At 71.8% G+C, this 15968-nt stretch carries 11 protein-coding genes; 3 read left to right on the plus strand and 8 right to left on the minus strand.

What is annotated here, in order from left to right; all coding sequences use genetic code 11:
* Positions 1 to 48: 48 nt before the first annotated feature.
* From ilvN to QFZ82_RS12810, 4 genes are all read right to left on the minus strand, one after another.
* On the minus strand, positions 49 to 573 hold the full coding sequence (gene ilvN, locus QFZ82_RS12795) for an acetolactate synthase small subunit (RefSeq protein ID WP_005311534.1): 525 nt from the start codon (positions 571 to 573) through the stop codon (positions 49 to 51).
* Positions 574 to 599: 26 nt separating this feature from the next.
* Entirely contained in the window at positions 600 to 2453 is a 1854-nt protein-coding gene (locus QFZ82_RS12800; RefSeq protein WP_307713287.1) for an acetolactate synthase large subunit, read from the minus strand.
* Between the two features lie 212 nt (positions 2454 to 2665).
* A complete protein-coding gene (locus QFZ82_RS12805) occupies positions 2666 to 5476 on the minus strand; it encodes a putative bifunctional diguanylate cyclase/phosphodiesterase (RefSeq protein ID WP_373429413.1) in 2811 nt (936 codons plus the stop codon).
* A 392-nt stretch (positions 5477 to 5868) separates the two neighbouring features.
* Positions 5869 to 6822 (minus strand): 2-hydroxyacid dehydrogenase, encoded by a 954-nt coding sequence (locus QFZ82_RS12810; RefSeq protein ID WP_307713288.1) that lies wholly within the window; start codon positions 6820 to 6822, stop codon positions 5869 to 5871.
* A gap of 84 nt (positions 6823 to 6906) precedes the next feature.
* On the opposite strand from QFZ82_RS12810, the gene QFZ82_RS12815 reads away from it, so the two are divergent.
* From QFZ82_RS12815 to QFZ82_RS12825, 3 genes are all read left to right on the plus strand, one after another.
* Positions 6907 to 7905, plus strand: a complete 999-nt coding sequence (locus QFZ82_RS12815) for an aldo/keto reductase (protein WP_307713289.1) — start codon at positions 6907 to 6909, stop codon at positions 7903 to 7905.
* A 238-nt stretch (positions 7906 to 8143) separates the two neighbouring features.
* Complete coding sequence (locus QFZ82_RS12820; RefSeq protein WP_307717704.1) at positions 8144 to 9298, plus strand: sorbosone dehydrogenase family protein; 1155 nt, start codon at positions 8144 to 8146, stop codon at positions 9296 to 9298.
* A 14-nt stretch (positions 9299 to 9312) separates the two neighbouring features.
* A complete protein-coding gene (locus QFZ82_RS12825; protein ID WP_307713290.1) occupies positions 9313 to 9528 on the plus strand; it encodes a DUF6191 domain-containing protein in 216 nt (71 codons plus the stop codon).
* A gap of 156 nt (positions 9529 to 9684) precedes the next feature.
* Here QFZ82_RS12825 and QFZ82_RS12830 read toward each other — a convergent pair whose 3' ends face one another.
* The 4 genes from QFZ82_RS12830 to QFZ82_RS12845 form a co-directional block, all read right to left on the minus strand.
* Positions 9685 to 10464, minus strand: coding sequence for a GNAT family N-acetyltransferase (locus QFZ82_RS12830; protein ID WP_307713291.1), 780 nt, complete (start codon positions 10462 to 10464; stop codon positions 9685 to 9687).
* A gap of 188 nt (positions 10465 to 10652) precedes the next feature.
* Positions 10653 to 11216, minus strand: a complete 564-nt coding sequence (locus tag QFZ82_RS12835) for a GNAT family N-acetyltransferase (protein WP_307713292.1) — start codon at positions 11214 to 11216, stop codon at positions 10653 to 10655.
* 15 nt (positions 11217 to 11231) lie between these two features.
* Positions 11232 to 13442, minus strand: a complete 2211-nt coding sequence (locus QFZ82_RS12840) for an MMPL family transporter (RefSeq protein WP_307713293.1) — start codon at positions 13440 to 13442, stop codon at positions 11232 to 11234.
* Between the two features lie 220 nt (positions 13443 to 13662).
* Positions 13663 to 15756, minus strand: a complete 2094-nt coding sequence (locus QFZ82_RS12845) for a phosphocholine-specific phospholipase C (RefSeq protein WP_307713294.1) — start codon at positions 15754 to 15756, stop codon at positions 13663 to 13665.
* Positions 15757 to 15968 lie beyond the last annotated feature (212 nt).

Genomic DNA, 15968 nt, shown 5'->3' on the forward strand with positions numbered 1-15968 from the left:
CGGGAGGGGATGGGGAGGTCTGCGGGTCTCGCCAGGCGAGAAGGTGCGTCAGGCGGAACGGTCCAGGGCGCGCAGCGAACGGTCCGTGATGGACCGGGCGCCGCGCCCTATGGCGATCGTGCCGGACTGGACGAGCTCCTTGATGCCGAACTGCTCCAGCATCTTGAGCATCGCCTCCAGCTTGTCACTCGAACCGGTGGCCTCGATGGTGACGGCCTCGGGCGAGACGTCGACGGTCTTGGCGCGGAACAGCTGGACGATCTCGACGATCTGCGAGCGGGTCTCGTTGTCCGCGCGGACCTTCACGAGCACGAGCTCGCGCTGGATGGCGCCGCCGGGCTCGAGCTCGACGATCTTCAGGACGTTGACGAGCTTGTTGAGCTGCTTGGTCACCTGCTCCAGCGGCAGGTCCTCGACATTGACCACGATCGTGATGCGGGAGATGTCGGGGTGCTCGGTGACACCGACGGCGAGCGAGTCGATGTTGAAGCCGCGGCGGGAGAACAGGGCGGCGATTCTGGCCAGGATGCCGGGGGTGTTCTCCACCAGGACGGAGAGCGTGTGCTTGGACATGTGCGTCGTACCTCTTCCTACGGCTCTCAGTCGTCTTCGTTGTCGCCGAAGTCGGGGCGGACGCCACGGGCGGCCATGACCTCGTCGTTGGAGGTGCCGGCGGCGACCATCGGCCACACCTGGGCGTCCTCGTGGACGATGAAGTCGATGACGACCGGGCGGTCGTTGATCGCGTTGGCCTCGGCGATGACCTTGTCCAGGTCCTCCGGGGACTCGCAGCGGATCGCGTAGCAGCCCATGGCCTCGGACAGCTTGACGAAGTCCGGGACGCGGGTGCCGGCGCTCTTCTCCGTGCCGGTGGCGTCGGGGCCCGAGTGCAGCACGGTGTTGGAGTAGCGCTGGTTGTAGAACAGGGTCTGCCACTGGCGGACCATTCCGAGGGCGCCGTTGTTGATGATGGCGACCTTGATCGGGATGTTGTTCAGGGCGCAGGTGGTGAGCTCCTGGTTGGTCATCTGGAAGCAGCCGTCGCCGTCGATCGCCCAGACCGTGCGCTCCGGCTGTCCGGCCTTGGCGCCCATCGCGGCCGGGACCGCGTAGCCCATCGTCCCGGCGCCGCCCGAGTTGAGCCAGGTGGCGGGCTGCTCGTAGTCGATGAAGTGGGCGGCCCACATCTGGTGCTGTCCGACGCCGGCGGCGAAGATCGTGCCCTCGGGCGCGAGTTCGCCGATGCGCTGGATGACCTGCTGGGGGGCGAGGCTGCCGTCGTCGGGCTGCTCGTAGCCCAGCGGGTAGGTCTCGCGCCAGCGGTTGAGGTCCTTCCACCAGGCGGTGTAGTCGCCGGTGTTGCCCTCGCTGTGCTCGGCCTGGACGGCCTGGACCAGGTCGGCGATGACCTCGCGGGCGTCGCCGACGATCGGGACGTCGGCGGTGCGGTTCTTGCCGATCTCGGCCGGGTCGATGTCGGCGTGGACGATCTTGGCGTACGGGGCGAAGCTGTCCAGCTTGCCGGTGACGCGGTCGTCGAAGCGGGCTCCGAGGGCGACGATCAGGTCGGCCTTCTGCAGCGCGGTGACGGCGGTGACCGCACCGTGCATGCCCGGCATTCCCACGTGCAGGGGGTGGCTGTCGGGGAATGCGCCCAGCGCCATCAGGGTGGTGGTGACGGGGGCTCCGGTGAGCTCGGCGAGGACCTTCAGCTCGGCGGTCGCGCCGGCCTTGATGACGCCGCCGCCGACGTACAGCACCGGGCGCTTGGCGGCGGTGATGAGCTTGGCGGCCTCGCGGATCTGCTTGGCGTGCGGCTTGGTGACCGGTCGGTAGCCGGGCAGGTCGGTCTGCGGCGGCCAGCTGAAGGTGGTCCGCGCCTGGAGGGCGTCCTTGGCGATGTCGACGAGGACGGGGCCCGGGCGGCCGGTCGAGGCGATGTGGAACGCCTCGGCGATGGTGCGCGGGATGTCCTCGGCCTTGGTCACCAGGAAGTTGTGCTTGGTGATCGGCATCGTGATGCCGCAGATGTCCGCCTCCTGGAAGGCGTCCGTGCCGATCGCCTTGGAGGAGACCTGGCCGGTGATCGCGACGAGCGGCACGGAGTCCATGTGCGCGTCGGCGATCGGGGTGACCAGGTTGGTGGCGCCCGGACCCGAGGTGGCCATGCAGACGCCGACCTTGCCGGTGGCCTGCGCGTATCCGGTGGCAGCGTGGCCGGCGCCCTGCTCGTGGCGGACCAGGACGTGGCGGACCTTGGAGGAGTCCATCATCGGGTCGTACGCGGGGAGGATGGCGCCGCCCGGAATGCCGAAGACCGTCTCGGCCCCTACTTCCTCGAGAGAGCGGATGAGGGACTGCGCACCCGTGACGTGTTCGACGGTGGCGGACGGCTGTCCGCCGCTACGGGCCCGCGGCTGAGGATGGTGGGCCCCAGTGGCCTGCTCGGTCATCGGCTTCTCTTCTCGATGCTGAGGGTTTTTGCGAGGGTTTGGTACGTGCCGGTGCAACAAAAAACCCCTCGTGCCGTGAGGCAAGCGAGGGGAGCGCGTCGGGAGGTGTCCGCAGAGCCTGATCGGTGCGGCTCTGCTCAGCCGACGCGCTTTCCAAGTACGAGAATTCGGGTGCGCATGGCACTGACCCTCTCCCCGCCGCGCCATCACTGTCAAGTGGGTGGGACGCGCGTCTCAGCATTTGAGCCATTTCGCGCCGGTGGAATTCCACCGGTCAGCACCGGCAGAGCCATCCCGGCCGGGACCGGGTACTCCTCCCTGACCAGGGCCCGACGCAGCCGGTACTCGTCCAGCGGTCCCGAGAAGGCCATTCCCTGGCCGTGCGTGCAGCCCATGGCCCGCAGCGCGAGAACCTGCTCCGGGACGTCGACGCCGTCCGCCACGGACTGCATGCCGAGATCGCGGGCGATGCGGAGCAGCCCGCTGGTGATCTTGTGCAGCCGCGCGGACTCGACGACGCCTTCGACCAGGCCCCGGTCGAGCTTGAGCACGTCGACAGGGAGCCGGCGCAGGGCGTTGATGGCCGCGTAGCCGCTGCCGAATCCGTCCAGGGCGATCCGTACGCCGAGTCTGCGCAGGGCGACCAGCCGCTGCTCCAGCTCGTCGAACGAGATCCGCGGGTCGCTGTCGGCCAGCTCGATGATCAACGCTCCGGACGGCAGCTGGTGGCGGGTGAGCAGCGCCTCGATCGAGCCGAGCGGCAGGGACCTGTCCAGCAGGAGCCGGGCCGACAGCCGTACGGAGACCGGGGTGGGATGCCCCAGCCCGCCCCGCTCGGCGGCCTGCTCCACGGCCTCTTCGAGGAGCCAGCGGCCGAGCTCGGCGCTGCGGTGGCCGTCGTCGGCGACCCGCAGGAATTCGGCCGGGGTGAACAGGATGCCCTGCGCGGACCGCCATCGGGCCTGCGCGGACACGGCGACGATCCGGCCGGTGCTCAGGCTCACCACGGGCTGGTGCAGGAGGGCGAACTCCCCGTCGTGAAGGGCGCTGTGCAGGCGGGCGGCCAGCTCGGTCCGGCGCACCACGTCGGCCTGCATCTGGGGCGCGTACAGCTCGACGCGGTTCTTCCCGGCGGCCTTGGCCCGGTACATGGCGAGGTCGGCGTTGCGCATGAGGTCGGTGGGGCTCATGGCCGGCTCAGCGAAGGCCACCCCGATGGAGGCGGCCACCCGCACCTCGGTGCCGTCGACGCGGTACGGCTGGGAGAGCATGAGCCGCAGCCGGTCGGCGATCTCGTGGACCTGGAGCTCGCGTGCGGTCCCGTCGTGGGTGCCGTCGCCGATGATGAGGGCCGCGAACTCGTCGCCGCCGAGCCGGGCGGCCGTGTCCCCCGCCCGTACGGAATCGGCCAGCCTCCGGGCCGCCTGGATCAGCAGCTCGTCGCCCGCCTGGTGGCCGAGACGGTCGTTGACGCCCTTGAAACCGTCGAGGTCGATGAAGAGCACGGCGGTACCCGGATCGCCCGCCCTGCGCCCGCTGAGGGCGCGGCGGACCCGCTCGGTGAACAGGGCGCGGTTGGGCAGATCGGTCAGCGGGTCGTGTTCGGCGTTGTGCTGGAGCTGGGCCTGCAGGCGCACCCGCTCGGTGACGTCACGGCTGTTGAGGATCAGGCCGCCCTGGTGGCGGCTGACCGTGGACTCCACGTTGAGCCAGTCGCCCGCGCCCGACCGGAAGCGGCACTCGATGCGGGTCGTCGGCTCGTCGGCGGGCGCCGCGGCGAGGAACCGGCGCAGCTCGTGGACCACGCGGCCGAGGTCGTCGGGGTGGATCAGCGAGGCCAGCTCGGAGCCGACGAGCTCCTCGGCGTCGCGCCCGTAGACCTTGGTGGCCGCGGGCGAGACGTAGCGCAGGACGCCGGTGGGAGCGGCGATCATGATGACGTCGCTGGAGCCCTGGACCAGGGAGCGGAAGTGGTTCTCCTTCTGGGCCAGTTCGTGGGTGAGCGCGATGTTGTCCAGGAGCATGATCCCCTGGCGCACGACGAGTGCGAGCACGACGGTGCAGCCGGTGATCACGACGACGCGGTCGACCCGGCGGTCCTCGGTGACGCTGTACAGGATCCCGAGCGTGCACACCGCCGCGGCGAGGTAGGGCGTGAGGGCGGTCAGCGAACTCGCGAGGGGCCGGCCGGTCTGCCGGGGTCCGCGCGGCGGTCCCCCGGTCTCGGCGGAGCGGCGTGCGCCCCAGGGCGCGTACGCCAGCAGGAGCGAGCCGGCGAACCAGCCCGCGTCGAGAAGTTGGCCCGACCGGTAGCTCTCCCGCAGCAGCGGCGAGGTGAACAGGGCGTCGCACAGCACGGTCAGCGCGAGGCCGGCGATCGCCGTGTTGACGGCGGACCGGCTGGTCGGCGAACGCCGGAAATGGAGCGCGAGCACCATGCTGACCAGCACGATGTCCAGCAGCGGGTACGCGAGGGCCAGTGCGGCCGGGGCCACGCTCTCGCCCTGGGCGTGCGCGGTGTGGGCGAGGGCGAGGCTCCACGAAAGGGTGAGCAGCGAGCCGCCGATCAGCCACGCGTCGAGGACGAGGCACACCCAGCCGGCCCTGGTCGCCGGACGCTTGGCGAGCACCAGGAGTCCGACGATGGCCGGGGGCGCGAAGCACAGGAAGAACAGGTCGGCGAGGGAGGGGCTCGGCACCTCGCGCCCGAGCACCACCTCGTACCAGCCCCATACGCCGTTCCCCGCCGACGCCATGAGCGACGAGATCGAGAAGAGCAGCCAGGCGGGCCGGAAGCGGCACTCGGGTGTGCGCGCGTAGACCAGGCACGAGACGGCGGCGACGAGCGCGGCGGCGCTGAGGCCGAAGTCGCCCATGATCAACGCCACGTGGCGCGATCCCCAGCCCAGGGCCGCGCCGACGCCGTAGGCGGCGCAGACGGCGGCCAGGGTCAGTTGCGGAAGCAGCGCGGCGGCGCCGGCCGGGACGGGGTCCCGGGCCATCATCGCCCCCGGGGCGCTCACCGGACCGCCCTCGGGTGCGTGGTCGGCGGCTGGGGCCGCGCCGGGTGGGTGAGCGGTGGATGCGCCGACCGCGGCCGGCACATCGGCATGCGCGGCGCCCGGTCGGTCCTGCGCGCCGCAGCGCACAGCAGTCGCCGTCGACGGCCCTGCCGCGTCGGATGGTCGGTCCATCGGCCCTGCATCGCCCGTCGCCCCCCTCAGGTCTGATCGGCAGTCAGCTCGCGCCACAGCACCGCTCCCCGCGTCCGGTGCAGCCCCCAGGTCGGGACGATACACCAATATCGTCACTCAGGGACATAGCCCCTCTACTCTCCGTGACGACCTGCGACGATGTGGGCACGCCACGCATTCGAGTGACTTCAAAGCGTGATTATGCGCCCGACTGGCAACCTTCAGGCGCCGGTGGTCGTCACCACGTTGCGCAGAGGCTCCCCGGCGGCGAACCGGGTGAGCTGATCGGCCAGCAACCTCTTGGCACGGGGCATGAACGCCGAGGTCGAGCCGCCGACATGGGGACTGATCAGTACGCCCGGCGCGTGCCACAGCGGATGGCCCGCCGGCAGCGGCTCGGGGTCGGTGACATCGAGCGCCGCGGTGAGCCGCCCGCTCTCCACCTCCGCGAGCAGGGCCTTTGTGTCGACGACGGGGCCGCGCGCGACGTTCACCAGCAGCGCGCCGCCCTTCATCCGGGCCAGGAAGTCGGCCCCCACCAGGCCCTTCGTCTGCTCCGTGAGCGGCGTCGCGACGATCACGACGTCCGCGTCGGGCAGCAGTTCCGGCAGATCGGCGAGTGCGCGCACTTCGCCGCGCTCCGTTGCCCGGGCGGAGCGCGCGACGCGCGCCACCCGCGCGCATTCGAAGGGCGCGAGCCGGTCCTCGATGGCCGCGCCGATGGAGCCGTAACCGACGATGAGCACCGACTTGTCGGCGAGCGCCGGATAGAAGCCGGCCCGCCACTCCTCGGCATCCTGCCCGCGCACGAAGCCGGGGATGCCGCGGAGCGAGGAGAGGATCAGCGCGAGCGTCAGCTCGGCGGTCGACGCCTCGTGAACGCCCCGGGCGTTGCACAGGCGTACGCCCCCGGGCAGCAACGGAAGGCCCGGCTCCACATGGTCGATACCGGCGGAGAGGGTCTGCACGACGCGGACGGACCGCATGGCAGGCAGGGGCCGTATGGCGACCTCCATGCCCTTCATGTACGGGACGACGTAGTACACGCAGTCGGCGGGGTCGGCCGGGAAGTCCGGTCCGCCGTCCCAGAATCGGTACGTGAGGCCCGACTCGGCGGGCGCGGGCAGGCCGTCGATCTCGTCGGCCGGGATGGGCAGCCACACATCAGCAGTCATGGTCAGGAGGCTATGCGAAGGGCTCCGCGGGCCATTGGTTAGTTTTGACGACGGCCAGGGGGCCCGACGGGAAGGTACGGGGAGTTGGAGCGCAGGACAATCGGTGCGGCGGCCCTCGAAGTGGGCGCCGTCGGGCTCGGCTGCATGCCGATGAGCTGGGCCTACACGAGCTCCGAGCAACGCGGGGAGCGCTCGCTGCGCGCCGTCCACGCCGCGCTGGACGCCGGTTCGACCCTGCTCGACACCGCCGACATGTACGGCCCGTTCACCAACGAACTGCTGATCGGCAGGGCGCTGAAGGAGCGGCGCGCGGAGGCCTTCGTGTCGACCAAGGCGGGGCTCCTCGTCGGGGACCAGCACATCGTCGCCAACGGCCGCCCCGGGTACGTGAAGCGCGCCTGCGACGCGTCGCTGCGCCGCCTGCAGACCGATGTGATCGACCTCTACCAGCTGCACCGGGCCGACCCCGAGGTGCCCGTCGAGGAGACCTGGGGCGCGATGGCCGAGCTGGTGACGGCGGGCAAGGTGCGGGCGCTCGGGCTGTGTGCCGTCGGAGCGCGCGCCGGACGGCGCTCCGGCGCGGACGTGCATGCGCAAACGATCCGGCAGCTGGAGCGGGTCCAGCAGGTGTTCCCGGTGAGTGCGGTGGAGGCGGAGCTCTCGGTGTGGTCGCCGGAGGCGCTGGAGCGGCTGCTGCCGTGGTGCGAGGCGCGCGGGATCGGGTTCCTGGCGGCGATGCCGCTGGGGAACGGGTTCCTCACGGGGACGCTGACGCCCGGGCAGGGCTTCGAGGCGGACGACGTGCGGGCGCGCCATCCGCGGTTCACGGCGGAGATGATGGCCGCCAACCAGCCGGTGGTGGCGGGGCTGCGGCGGATCGCGGAGCGGCACGGGCCGGGGACGACGCCGGCGCGGGTGGCGCTGGCATGGGTGCTCGGGCAGGGGCGGCACGTGGTGCCGCTGCCGGGGACGAAGCGGCCCGAGTGGGCGGTGGAGAACGCGGGCGCCGCGGATCTGGAGCTGACGCCGCGGGACCTCACCGAGATCGCGTCGCTCCCGCCGGCGCAGGGGTCCTGGGACTGAGGACGGGATGCGGGAGGCGGCGCGGCCGGTCCGGGCGGGGCGGGGGCGTCAGGGGATGCCCGGCCGCTTCCGTGCCGGGTCGCGCGAACGTACGGCCGAACGTTCTGGCGAATGTTCTGGGGAAGATCGGGAACCTCCGGGCGGGCCGCGGTGTAAGAACAGTAGTCAGGCAGTTCACCCGGCTCGCCGGGCAGCGCAAGCAGCCGTCGAAGGGATCACCACCGTGCACCGTCCTGCATTGACGGCCGTCGTGGCCGCCGCCGTGCTCTTTCTCACGGCAGGGTGCTCCTCCGGCGACGGGAGGCATCCGGCGGGCAGTGCCGGGCCGTCGTCGGACCGGACCGCCTCCCCCACCGGCGGCTCGCCCAGCGCCTCCCCCGCCCCCTCCGGGCCTCCGGCGAAGGGTTCGGTGAAGGTGGTCTCGACCCTGACGGAAGGGCTGCAGTCCCCTTGGGGCGTGGCGGCCCTGCCCGGCGGGGATCTGCTGGTGGCCTCGCGCGACGAGGGCACGATCACCCGCGTGTCGGCGGACGGGGGCAAGCAGACCGAGATCGGTTCCGTGCCGGGCGTCGCCCCCGGTGGGGAGGGCGGTCTGCTGGGCCTCGCGGTCTCCCCCTCGTTCGCCTCGGACCAGCAGGTCTACGCGTACTTCACCACCGCGTCCGACAACCGCATCGCCCGCATGCTGTACGACGAGCGGAAGCCCCCCGGCCAGCAGCTGGGCGCGCCGGACACGGTGCTCCGCGGCATCCCCAAGGGGGTCATCCACAACGGCGGGCGGATCGCCTTCGGCCCGGACAAGATGCTCTACGCGGGCACGGGCGAGACGGGTGAGACGGGTCTCGCGCAGGACAAGGAGTCGCTGGGCGGCAAGATCCTGCGGATGACCCCGGACGGTCAGCCGGTCCACGGCAATCCGGAGGCCGACTCGGTCGTCTACTCGTACGGGCACCGCAATGTGCAGGGCCTCGCCTGGGACTCCGAGAAGCGGCTGTGGGCGGCCGAGTTCGGGCAGAACACCTGGGACGAGCTCAATCTGGTCGAGCCGGGGAAGAACTACGGCTGGCCCGCGGCGGAGGGCAAGGCGGGCAAGGCGGGCTTCGTCGACCCGGTGGCGCAGTGGCGGACGGCGGACGCCTCGCCGAGCGGTATCGCCTATGCCGAGGGGTCGATCTGGATGGCCGGTCTGCGGGGCGAGCGGCTGTGGCGGATCCCCCTGTCCGGCGCGGAACCTTCCGCCGAGCCCCAGCCGTTCCTCGAGGAGGAGTACGGCCGTCTGCGCACTGTGCTGTCGGCAGGCGGGAACCAGGTCTGGCTGGTCACCAGCGAGACGGACACCCGGGGCACACCCGAGCCGGGTGACGACAGGATCCTCCGGCTGGAGGTGGGATAGGAGGCGGCCGGTCCGTGTTCCACACCTTCGACGAGTTCTTCGCCCCGGGCCGCAGACATACCGACGAGGAGCGGCAGCGCCTGGCGCTGACCCGGGCCGACGTCGGGGACAGCGACCCGGGCAGCGGCCCCATAGACCTGGCGTCGGGGCGCGTCACGATCCGGGTTCCGCAGGAACCGCTGTCCCCTGCCGACGAGGCTCCGTCCCGCCCGGAAGACCCGGACCCGTGACCCGCCACAGGCGGTGCGCCATGGCCGCCGCTTCACCCCCGCCCGGAGTGGGTGGTTCACGGCTTCTGCCGTTGCCCTCGACGTGAGCGGCGGCGCGGCGGGCGTGTCTGAGGTACCCCCGGGCCCGGCCGCCGAGCACCCCGCAGCAGCCGGGGCCTACGGCTCGTACACGTACGGCGTCGTCGTCGCCAGGGCGGCGAAGCCGAGGCGTTCGAGGATGGGGCGGCTGTCGTCGGACGCGTCGACCTGCAGGTACCGGACGCCCCGGCGCGCCGCGACCGCGGCCCGGTGGGCGACCAGGGCACGGTAGATGCCGCGGCCGCGCCACTCGGGGTGGGTCCCGCCGCCCCACAGACCGGCGAAGTCGGTGCCGGGCGTGAACTCGATCCGGGCCGCGCACACCGGCAGGTCGCCCGCCATCGCGACGGTCATGAGGACCGTGTCCGGCGTCTGGGCGAGCTGGGCGAGGAGCTGCTGCCGCAGCCGGGTGCCGTCCGTGCCGAACGCCCTGTCGTGGACCCGCATCGTCAGCTCGACGCCCGCGGGTCCGGTGACCGCCTCCAGCCGTACGCCGTCCGGCAGTTCGGGGACGGCGGGCAGCCCGGACGTCTCGGCGACGAGCAGAGTCTCCTCGGGCTCGGGCCTGAAGCCGGCCGCGAGGAGCCGGCCGGCGAGGTCGCGCGGTGCGTCGTGGCTGTAGAGCTTCCATTCGAAGGCGAGGCCGCGCCCGGCGAAGTACCGCACCTGTTCCGCGATCTCGGCGTCCGCGGTGTCCGCCGTCAGGTCCGACCAGAGGACGCCGCTCCAGTCGCCGCCGGCACCGACCTGCCGGACGACGCGGCCGGAGCGTTCGGTCAGGGGCCCGGCGGCACCGGGCGTGGTGGTACGGCGGCGCATCTGGCGGTCGAAGAGCGCGAGCACGGCTGTGTGATCCATGCGCGCATTGGAGCAGTCGGCCGTCTGCGGCGGCCAGCGCTTTTGCGGCGCCACGGGGCTCGGCATCACTCGGCGTGGCGCGGGACGGGGCGGGTCGGGGTCACACGGCGTGGCACGAGGCAGGGCGGGCCGTGGCGCGGGACGGGGCGGACCGCCCTCACGAGGCCCGCCGGAAGGCCGCTCGGCCGCTACGCGGCGGAAGCCCGCCGCTCACGCCATTCCGGCGCCAGGATCGACCAGGTCTCCATGTCGTGCCGGGCGCCGCGGTAGGCGTAACTCTCGCGCAGCACGCCCTCGTCGGTCATCCCCAGCCGCTGGGCGACGGCGATGCTGGGCTTGTTGGCGGAGGAGACCTGCCATTCGACGCGGTGCATGCCGCGCTGCTCGACCGCCCAGTCGATGATCACCCGCACCGCGCGGGTGACGAGCCCGCGGCCCGCCGCCGACGGCTCCAGCCAGCAGCCCGCCTCGCAACTGCCCATGGCCAGGTCGAAGGTGCGGAAGAGCACGCCGCCGACGAGGGTGCCGTCCAGCCAGATGCCGTAGATGCGCCCGGCGTCGGCCGCCGCCTTGTCCGCGTAGGACTGGAGGAACGCGCGGGCGGATGCCGGGTCCGCAGCGGCGTCGGGCAGTCCGACGTACCGGCCGATGAACTCGCGGCCCCGTTCTATGTGCGCGAAGAACTCCTCGGCCTGCCACGGCTCCAGGGGGCGCAGTTCGGCTCCGTCATCGCCCAGGCTTACCGCGAACACTGTGCTCCTCGGGGATTAGGGCACGAGTTCGCCTTGATCGCCCGTGCGCTGCACGGGGATCTTCGCACGCGCGGCGTCGCGGCACTCCGGCTTTTCGATGCTGATGCGCGGCAGCCGGCGGTCCATCCAGCGGGGCAGCCACCAGTTCGCCCCGCCGAGCATGTGCATGAGGGCGGGGACGAGCAGGGTGCGCAGGACGAAGGCGTCCAGGGCGACGGCGGCGGCGAGGCCGATGCCGAACATCGCGATGACGCGGTCGCCGCTGAGGACGAAGGCGAGGAAGACCGAGATCATGATCACGGCAGCGGAGTTGATGACGCGGCTGGTCTCGGCGAGGCCGACCCGTACGGCGCGCCGGTTGTCCCCGGTCTCCAGCCACTCCTCGTACATCCGGCTGACCAGGAACACCTGGTAGTCCATGGAGAGCCCGAAGAGCACCGACACCATGATCACGGGAAGGAACGGCTCGATCGGGCCGGCGCTGCCGAGGCCGAGCAGTTCGCTGCCCCAGCCCCATTGGAAGATCGCGACGACGACGCCGAAGGCGGAGGCGACGGCGGCGACGTTCATCGCGGCGGCCTTGAGCGGGATGCCGAGGGAGCGGAAGGCGAGCAGCAGGAGCAGGCAGCCGAGTGCGATGACGACGCCGACGAACAGGGGCAGCTTGCCGATGATGATCTCCGCGAAGTCGTCGTAGCTCGCGGTCACTCCGCCGACGTGGGCCGTCAGGGAGCTGCCCTGTTCGGCGGCCGGGAGGATGTCGTCGCGCAGCCGGTCGACGAGTTCGCTGGTCTCCCGGGACTGCGGCGAGGTGTCCGGCACGAGGGTGAGGAGCGCGGTGTCGCCGCTGCCGTTGTACGCGACGGGGCCGGCGGACGCGATGCCGTCGGTGGCGCGCAGGGTCTGGGCCAGCCGGTCCATGGCGAGTTCGTCGTCGGCGCCGTCGAGGGAGGCGACGACGGTGAGGGGCCCGTTGACGCCCGGCCCGAAGCCGTCGGCGAGCAGGTCGTACGCCTGGCGTGTGGTGGCCGTCGCAGGACCGTTGCCCTGGTCCGAGGTGCCGAGGCGGAGCGAGAGGGTCGGCAGGGCGAGCACGAGCATCACGACGGCGGCGACGGCGCCCAGCAGCTTGGGGTGGCGTTCGACGAACGCGGACCAGCGGGAGGCGAGGCCGGTGGGCAGTTCGGGCCGGGGGCCCCGCCTGGCGAGCCGGCGGCGCTCGCGGCGGCTCAGGGCGCGCGTTCCGATGAACGAGAGCAGGGCGGGCAGCAGGGTCACCGCCGCGGCGACGGTGAGGACGACGGTCAGGGACGCGGCGATCGCGACACCGGTGAGGAAGCCCAGGCGCAGTGTCAGCATGCCGAGCAGGGCGATGCAGACGGTGGCTCCGGCGAAGACGACGGCACGGCCGGTGGTGGCAACGGCCTCGCGCGCCGCCTCGGCGACCGGGAGCCCTCTTTTGAGGCCCTTGCGGTGTCTGGTGACGATGAACAGCGCGTAGTCGATACCGACGCCGAGGCCGATGAGCAGGCCGAGCATGGGCGCGAAGTCGGCCACCGACATCACGTGGCCGAGGAGCACGATGCCCGCGTACGCGGTCCCGACCGAGACGAGCGCGGTGGCGATGGGGAGCAGGCTGGCGGCGAGTGAGCCGAACGCGAGCAGGAGGACCACGGCGGCGACGGCCACGCCGACGATCTCGGCGGTGTGGCCGCCGGGCGCCTCGGTCAGGGCGACGGCGCCGCCGCCGAGCTCCACCCGCAGGTCGCCCTCCTCGGCCGCCTTCGCGGTGTCGACGAGTGCGCGCGCCTGGGACTCGGGGATGTCGTCGGCCTGTGCGTCGAAGGTGACGACGGCGTACGCGGTGCGCCCGTCGGCGCTGATCTGTGCCACGCCCCGGCTGCCGTAGGGGCCGGTGACGGAGGCTATGCCGTCGAGGCCGGCGACGCGGTCGAGCATCGCGGACACGCGCTGCTCGACGGCCGGGGAGCGGACGCTGCCTTCCTCGGTGTGCCACACGACGGTGTCGGTGTCACCGACGCGGCCGTGGAAGCCCTCCTCCAGCAGGTCGGCGGCGCGGCCGGACTCCGTGCCCGGGACGTCGTAGTCGTTGGAGTACGCGGACCCCGCGATGGTCGCGCCCGTTGCGGTGCCCCCGAGGGCGAGGAGCCAGAGCAGGACGACGACGAGTCGGTGCCCGACGCACCACCGGGCGATAGCTGACACCGACCTGCTCCCGTTCGTGAATCTTTGACCGGGAACAGCCCGCAAAGAACTCATGATCTGCGAGGAATACTCTCGCAGGCAATCGTGATCCTTTGCCCGTTTCGTGGCGTTGCTCACACAGGTGCGCGGAAGCGGGATGATCTTCCCTTCCCACTTCCGCGCACCGCATCCGCGTGCCGCCTCCGCGTACCGCGCGAGGGGCGGCCCGAGGCCGCGTGGGTCAGCCGGAGACGCTGGCGCGCCCGTTCTCTATGTGACCCATCAGCCTGCGGCGGAAGCCCTCGTCGCCGTCGGCGGTCACCTCGATGTCGTACCAGCCGTGCGCGTCGGCGGCGGAGTGCACCACCGTGCGGCTGCGGCCCGCCTTGACCGTGACGCTGCGGGTCCACGTGCGCAGGTCGGCCTCGTCGACGTAACCGAGCGGGCGGACGGTGAAGGTGACGGGCTCGCTGCCGTGGTTGCGGAGCGTGAGGTGCACATCGCGGTCGTGGTGGTCGATGTGCGAGGTGACCTCGGCGGCTCCCCGGGCCCGCCCGGCGAACTCCCGACGGAAGCCGTTGGGGCCGGTGACGGTGAAGCGGTAGTGGCCGCCGGTGAGGGGCACGCTCCACTGCGCCTCACCCTTCACGTCCGTGTGCTGCGGGACGTCGAACTCGCCGGCGTACGGGTAGAGCGCGAAGTGCGCGCTCGCGCGCCCGGTGTTGCGCAGCGCCACCGTGACCGTCTCGCCGTCCGCCGTCCCGTGCGCGTCGGGCTGGTAGGGCAGCGGGCGGGCCGGGCGGGTGCCGGGCTCCTGGACCGGCATGTGCTGCTCCGCCGGCGGCACCGGACGCCAGCGCCCCGTGAAGGGCGGGACCGGTCCCGGCTGCTCGACCTCCGGCTGCGGCCTGCCGCGCCCGAAGTCGAACGCCGAGGTGAGGTCGCCGGTGACCGTGCGCCGCCAGCGCGTGATGTTGGGCTCCTCGATGCCGGTCCACTTCTCCAGCAGCCTGATCACCGAGGTGTGGTCGAAGACCTCGGAGCAGACGTAGCCGCCGACCGACCAGGGCGAGACGACGAGCATCGGCACCCGGATGCCGAGACCCGTGGGCAGCCCCTGCCAGCGCTCCTCGGTGTTGTCGGCCGGCGGCACGGGCGGCGGGACATGGTCGAAGAATCCGTCGTTCTCGTCGTAGTTGATCAGGAGGACGGTGTGCCGCCACACCTCGGGGTGCGAGGCGAGCGCGTCGAGCACCTTGTAGACGAGCGACGCGGAGGCGATCGGCGAGGACGAACCGGGGTGCTCGGAGTCGACGGCGGACGGCACGAGGTAGGAGACCTCGGGCAGCGTGCCCGCGGCGACGTCGGCCCGGAAGGCGTCGGCGAGCCGGCCCGTCTCCACCCGGCGCAGGCCGCGCTCGAAGAGGGAGCGCTCGGCGTCGGTGAGGGTCTTGACGCCGTCCTCGAGCGCGGCGAGCAGCCGGTCGCGCTCGGCGGCGTCCGCGGTCCCGCGCACCTTCGCGTAGAAGGCCTCCATGTACGTGAAGTCGCCGGCCTTCGCCAGCGCCTTGCGCGCGATCCTCTTGAACGTGGTGAAGAACTCGATGTTGTTGTCGGTGAAGTTCTCCCACTCCGTGTACGTCTTCCAGGTGCGGCCCGCCTTCTCCAGCCGTTCCGCGTACGTAGGCCACGGGTAGCCGGGGTGGGTGCCCTCGGCGTACGCGGCGTTCGTCACGGCGCGGCGGCCGTCGGCCTCGTAACCGGTCCAGCCGCTCCACAGGTGGTTGCGGTTGGGGCTCGTCGAGGTGTGGGTGGAGGAGTGGTAGGCGTCGCAGATGGTGAACGTGTCCGCGAGTTCGTAGTGCAGCGGCAGGTCGCGGCGGTCGTAGTACGCCATGGTGGCCGCCGTCTTGGCCGTGATCCAGCCGTCCATCCAGCCGCTCCGCCAGGCCTTCGCGCCACCGGTCCACGAGTGGTCGAGGTCGCCGATGTACTGGAGGTCCTTCTTCTGGGCCTCGGCCGCGTCGCGGACGGGGAAGGGCAGGACCGAGCCCTTCGGTCCCGGCTGCTCGAAGACCGCCTTGCCGGAGGGCAGTTGGACGGCGTTGCGGTCACCGAAGCCGCGAACGCCGCGCAGGGTGCCGAAGTAATGGTCGAAGGAACGGTTCTCCTGCATCAGGATCACCACGTGCTTCACAGCGCGCAGGCCGCCCGTGGGCGGTTCGGCGGCCAGTGCGGCCTGGAGGGACGGCGGCAGCAACGAGCCGACGGCGGCGGTGCCGACGACTCCTCCCCCGAGCGCGAGCATCCTTCTGCGTGAGATTTCCGGTGACATGCCCGACCTCTTCGTCGACGACCAATGGTTCTGCTGCGATCCATTGAATGGTTACGGCCGGGACGGTAGTGAGAGGGGATGTCGAGGAGAAGGCCTGGTGACGACCCTGTGGTGAATGTCCAAGAAGCCGCGCCGGGAGTCCAAGCGAGATCCGGCCAGCGGGACCGGGCCCGAGAGGAACCGCCCAGGTGCCCGGGGACCGGCCTGCGGCA

The sequence above is a fragment of the Streptomyces sp. V4I23 genome, assembly GCF_030817975.1.
Lineage (GTDB): Bacteria > Actinomycetota > Actinomycetes > Streptomycetales > Streptomycetaceae > Streptomyces.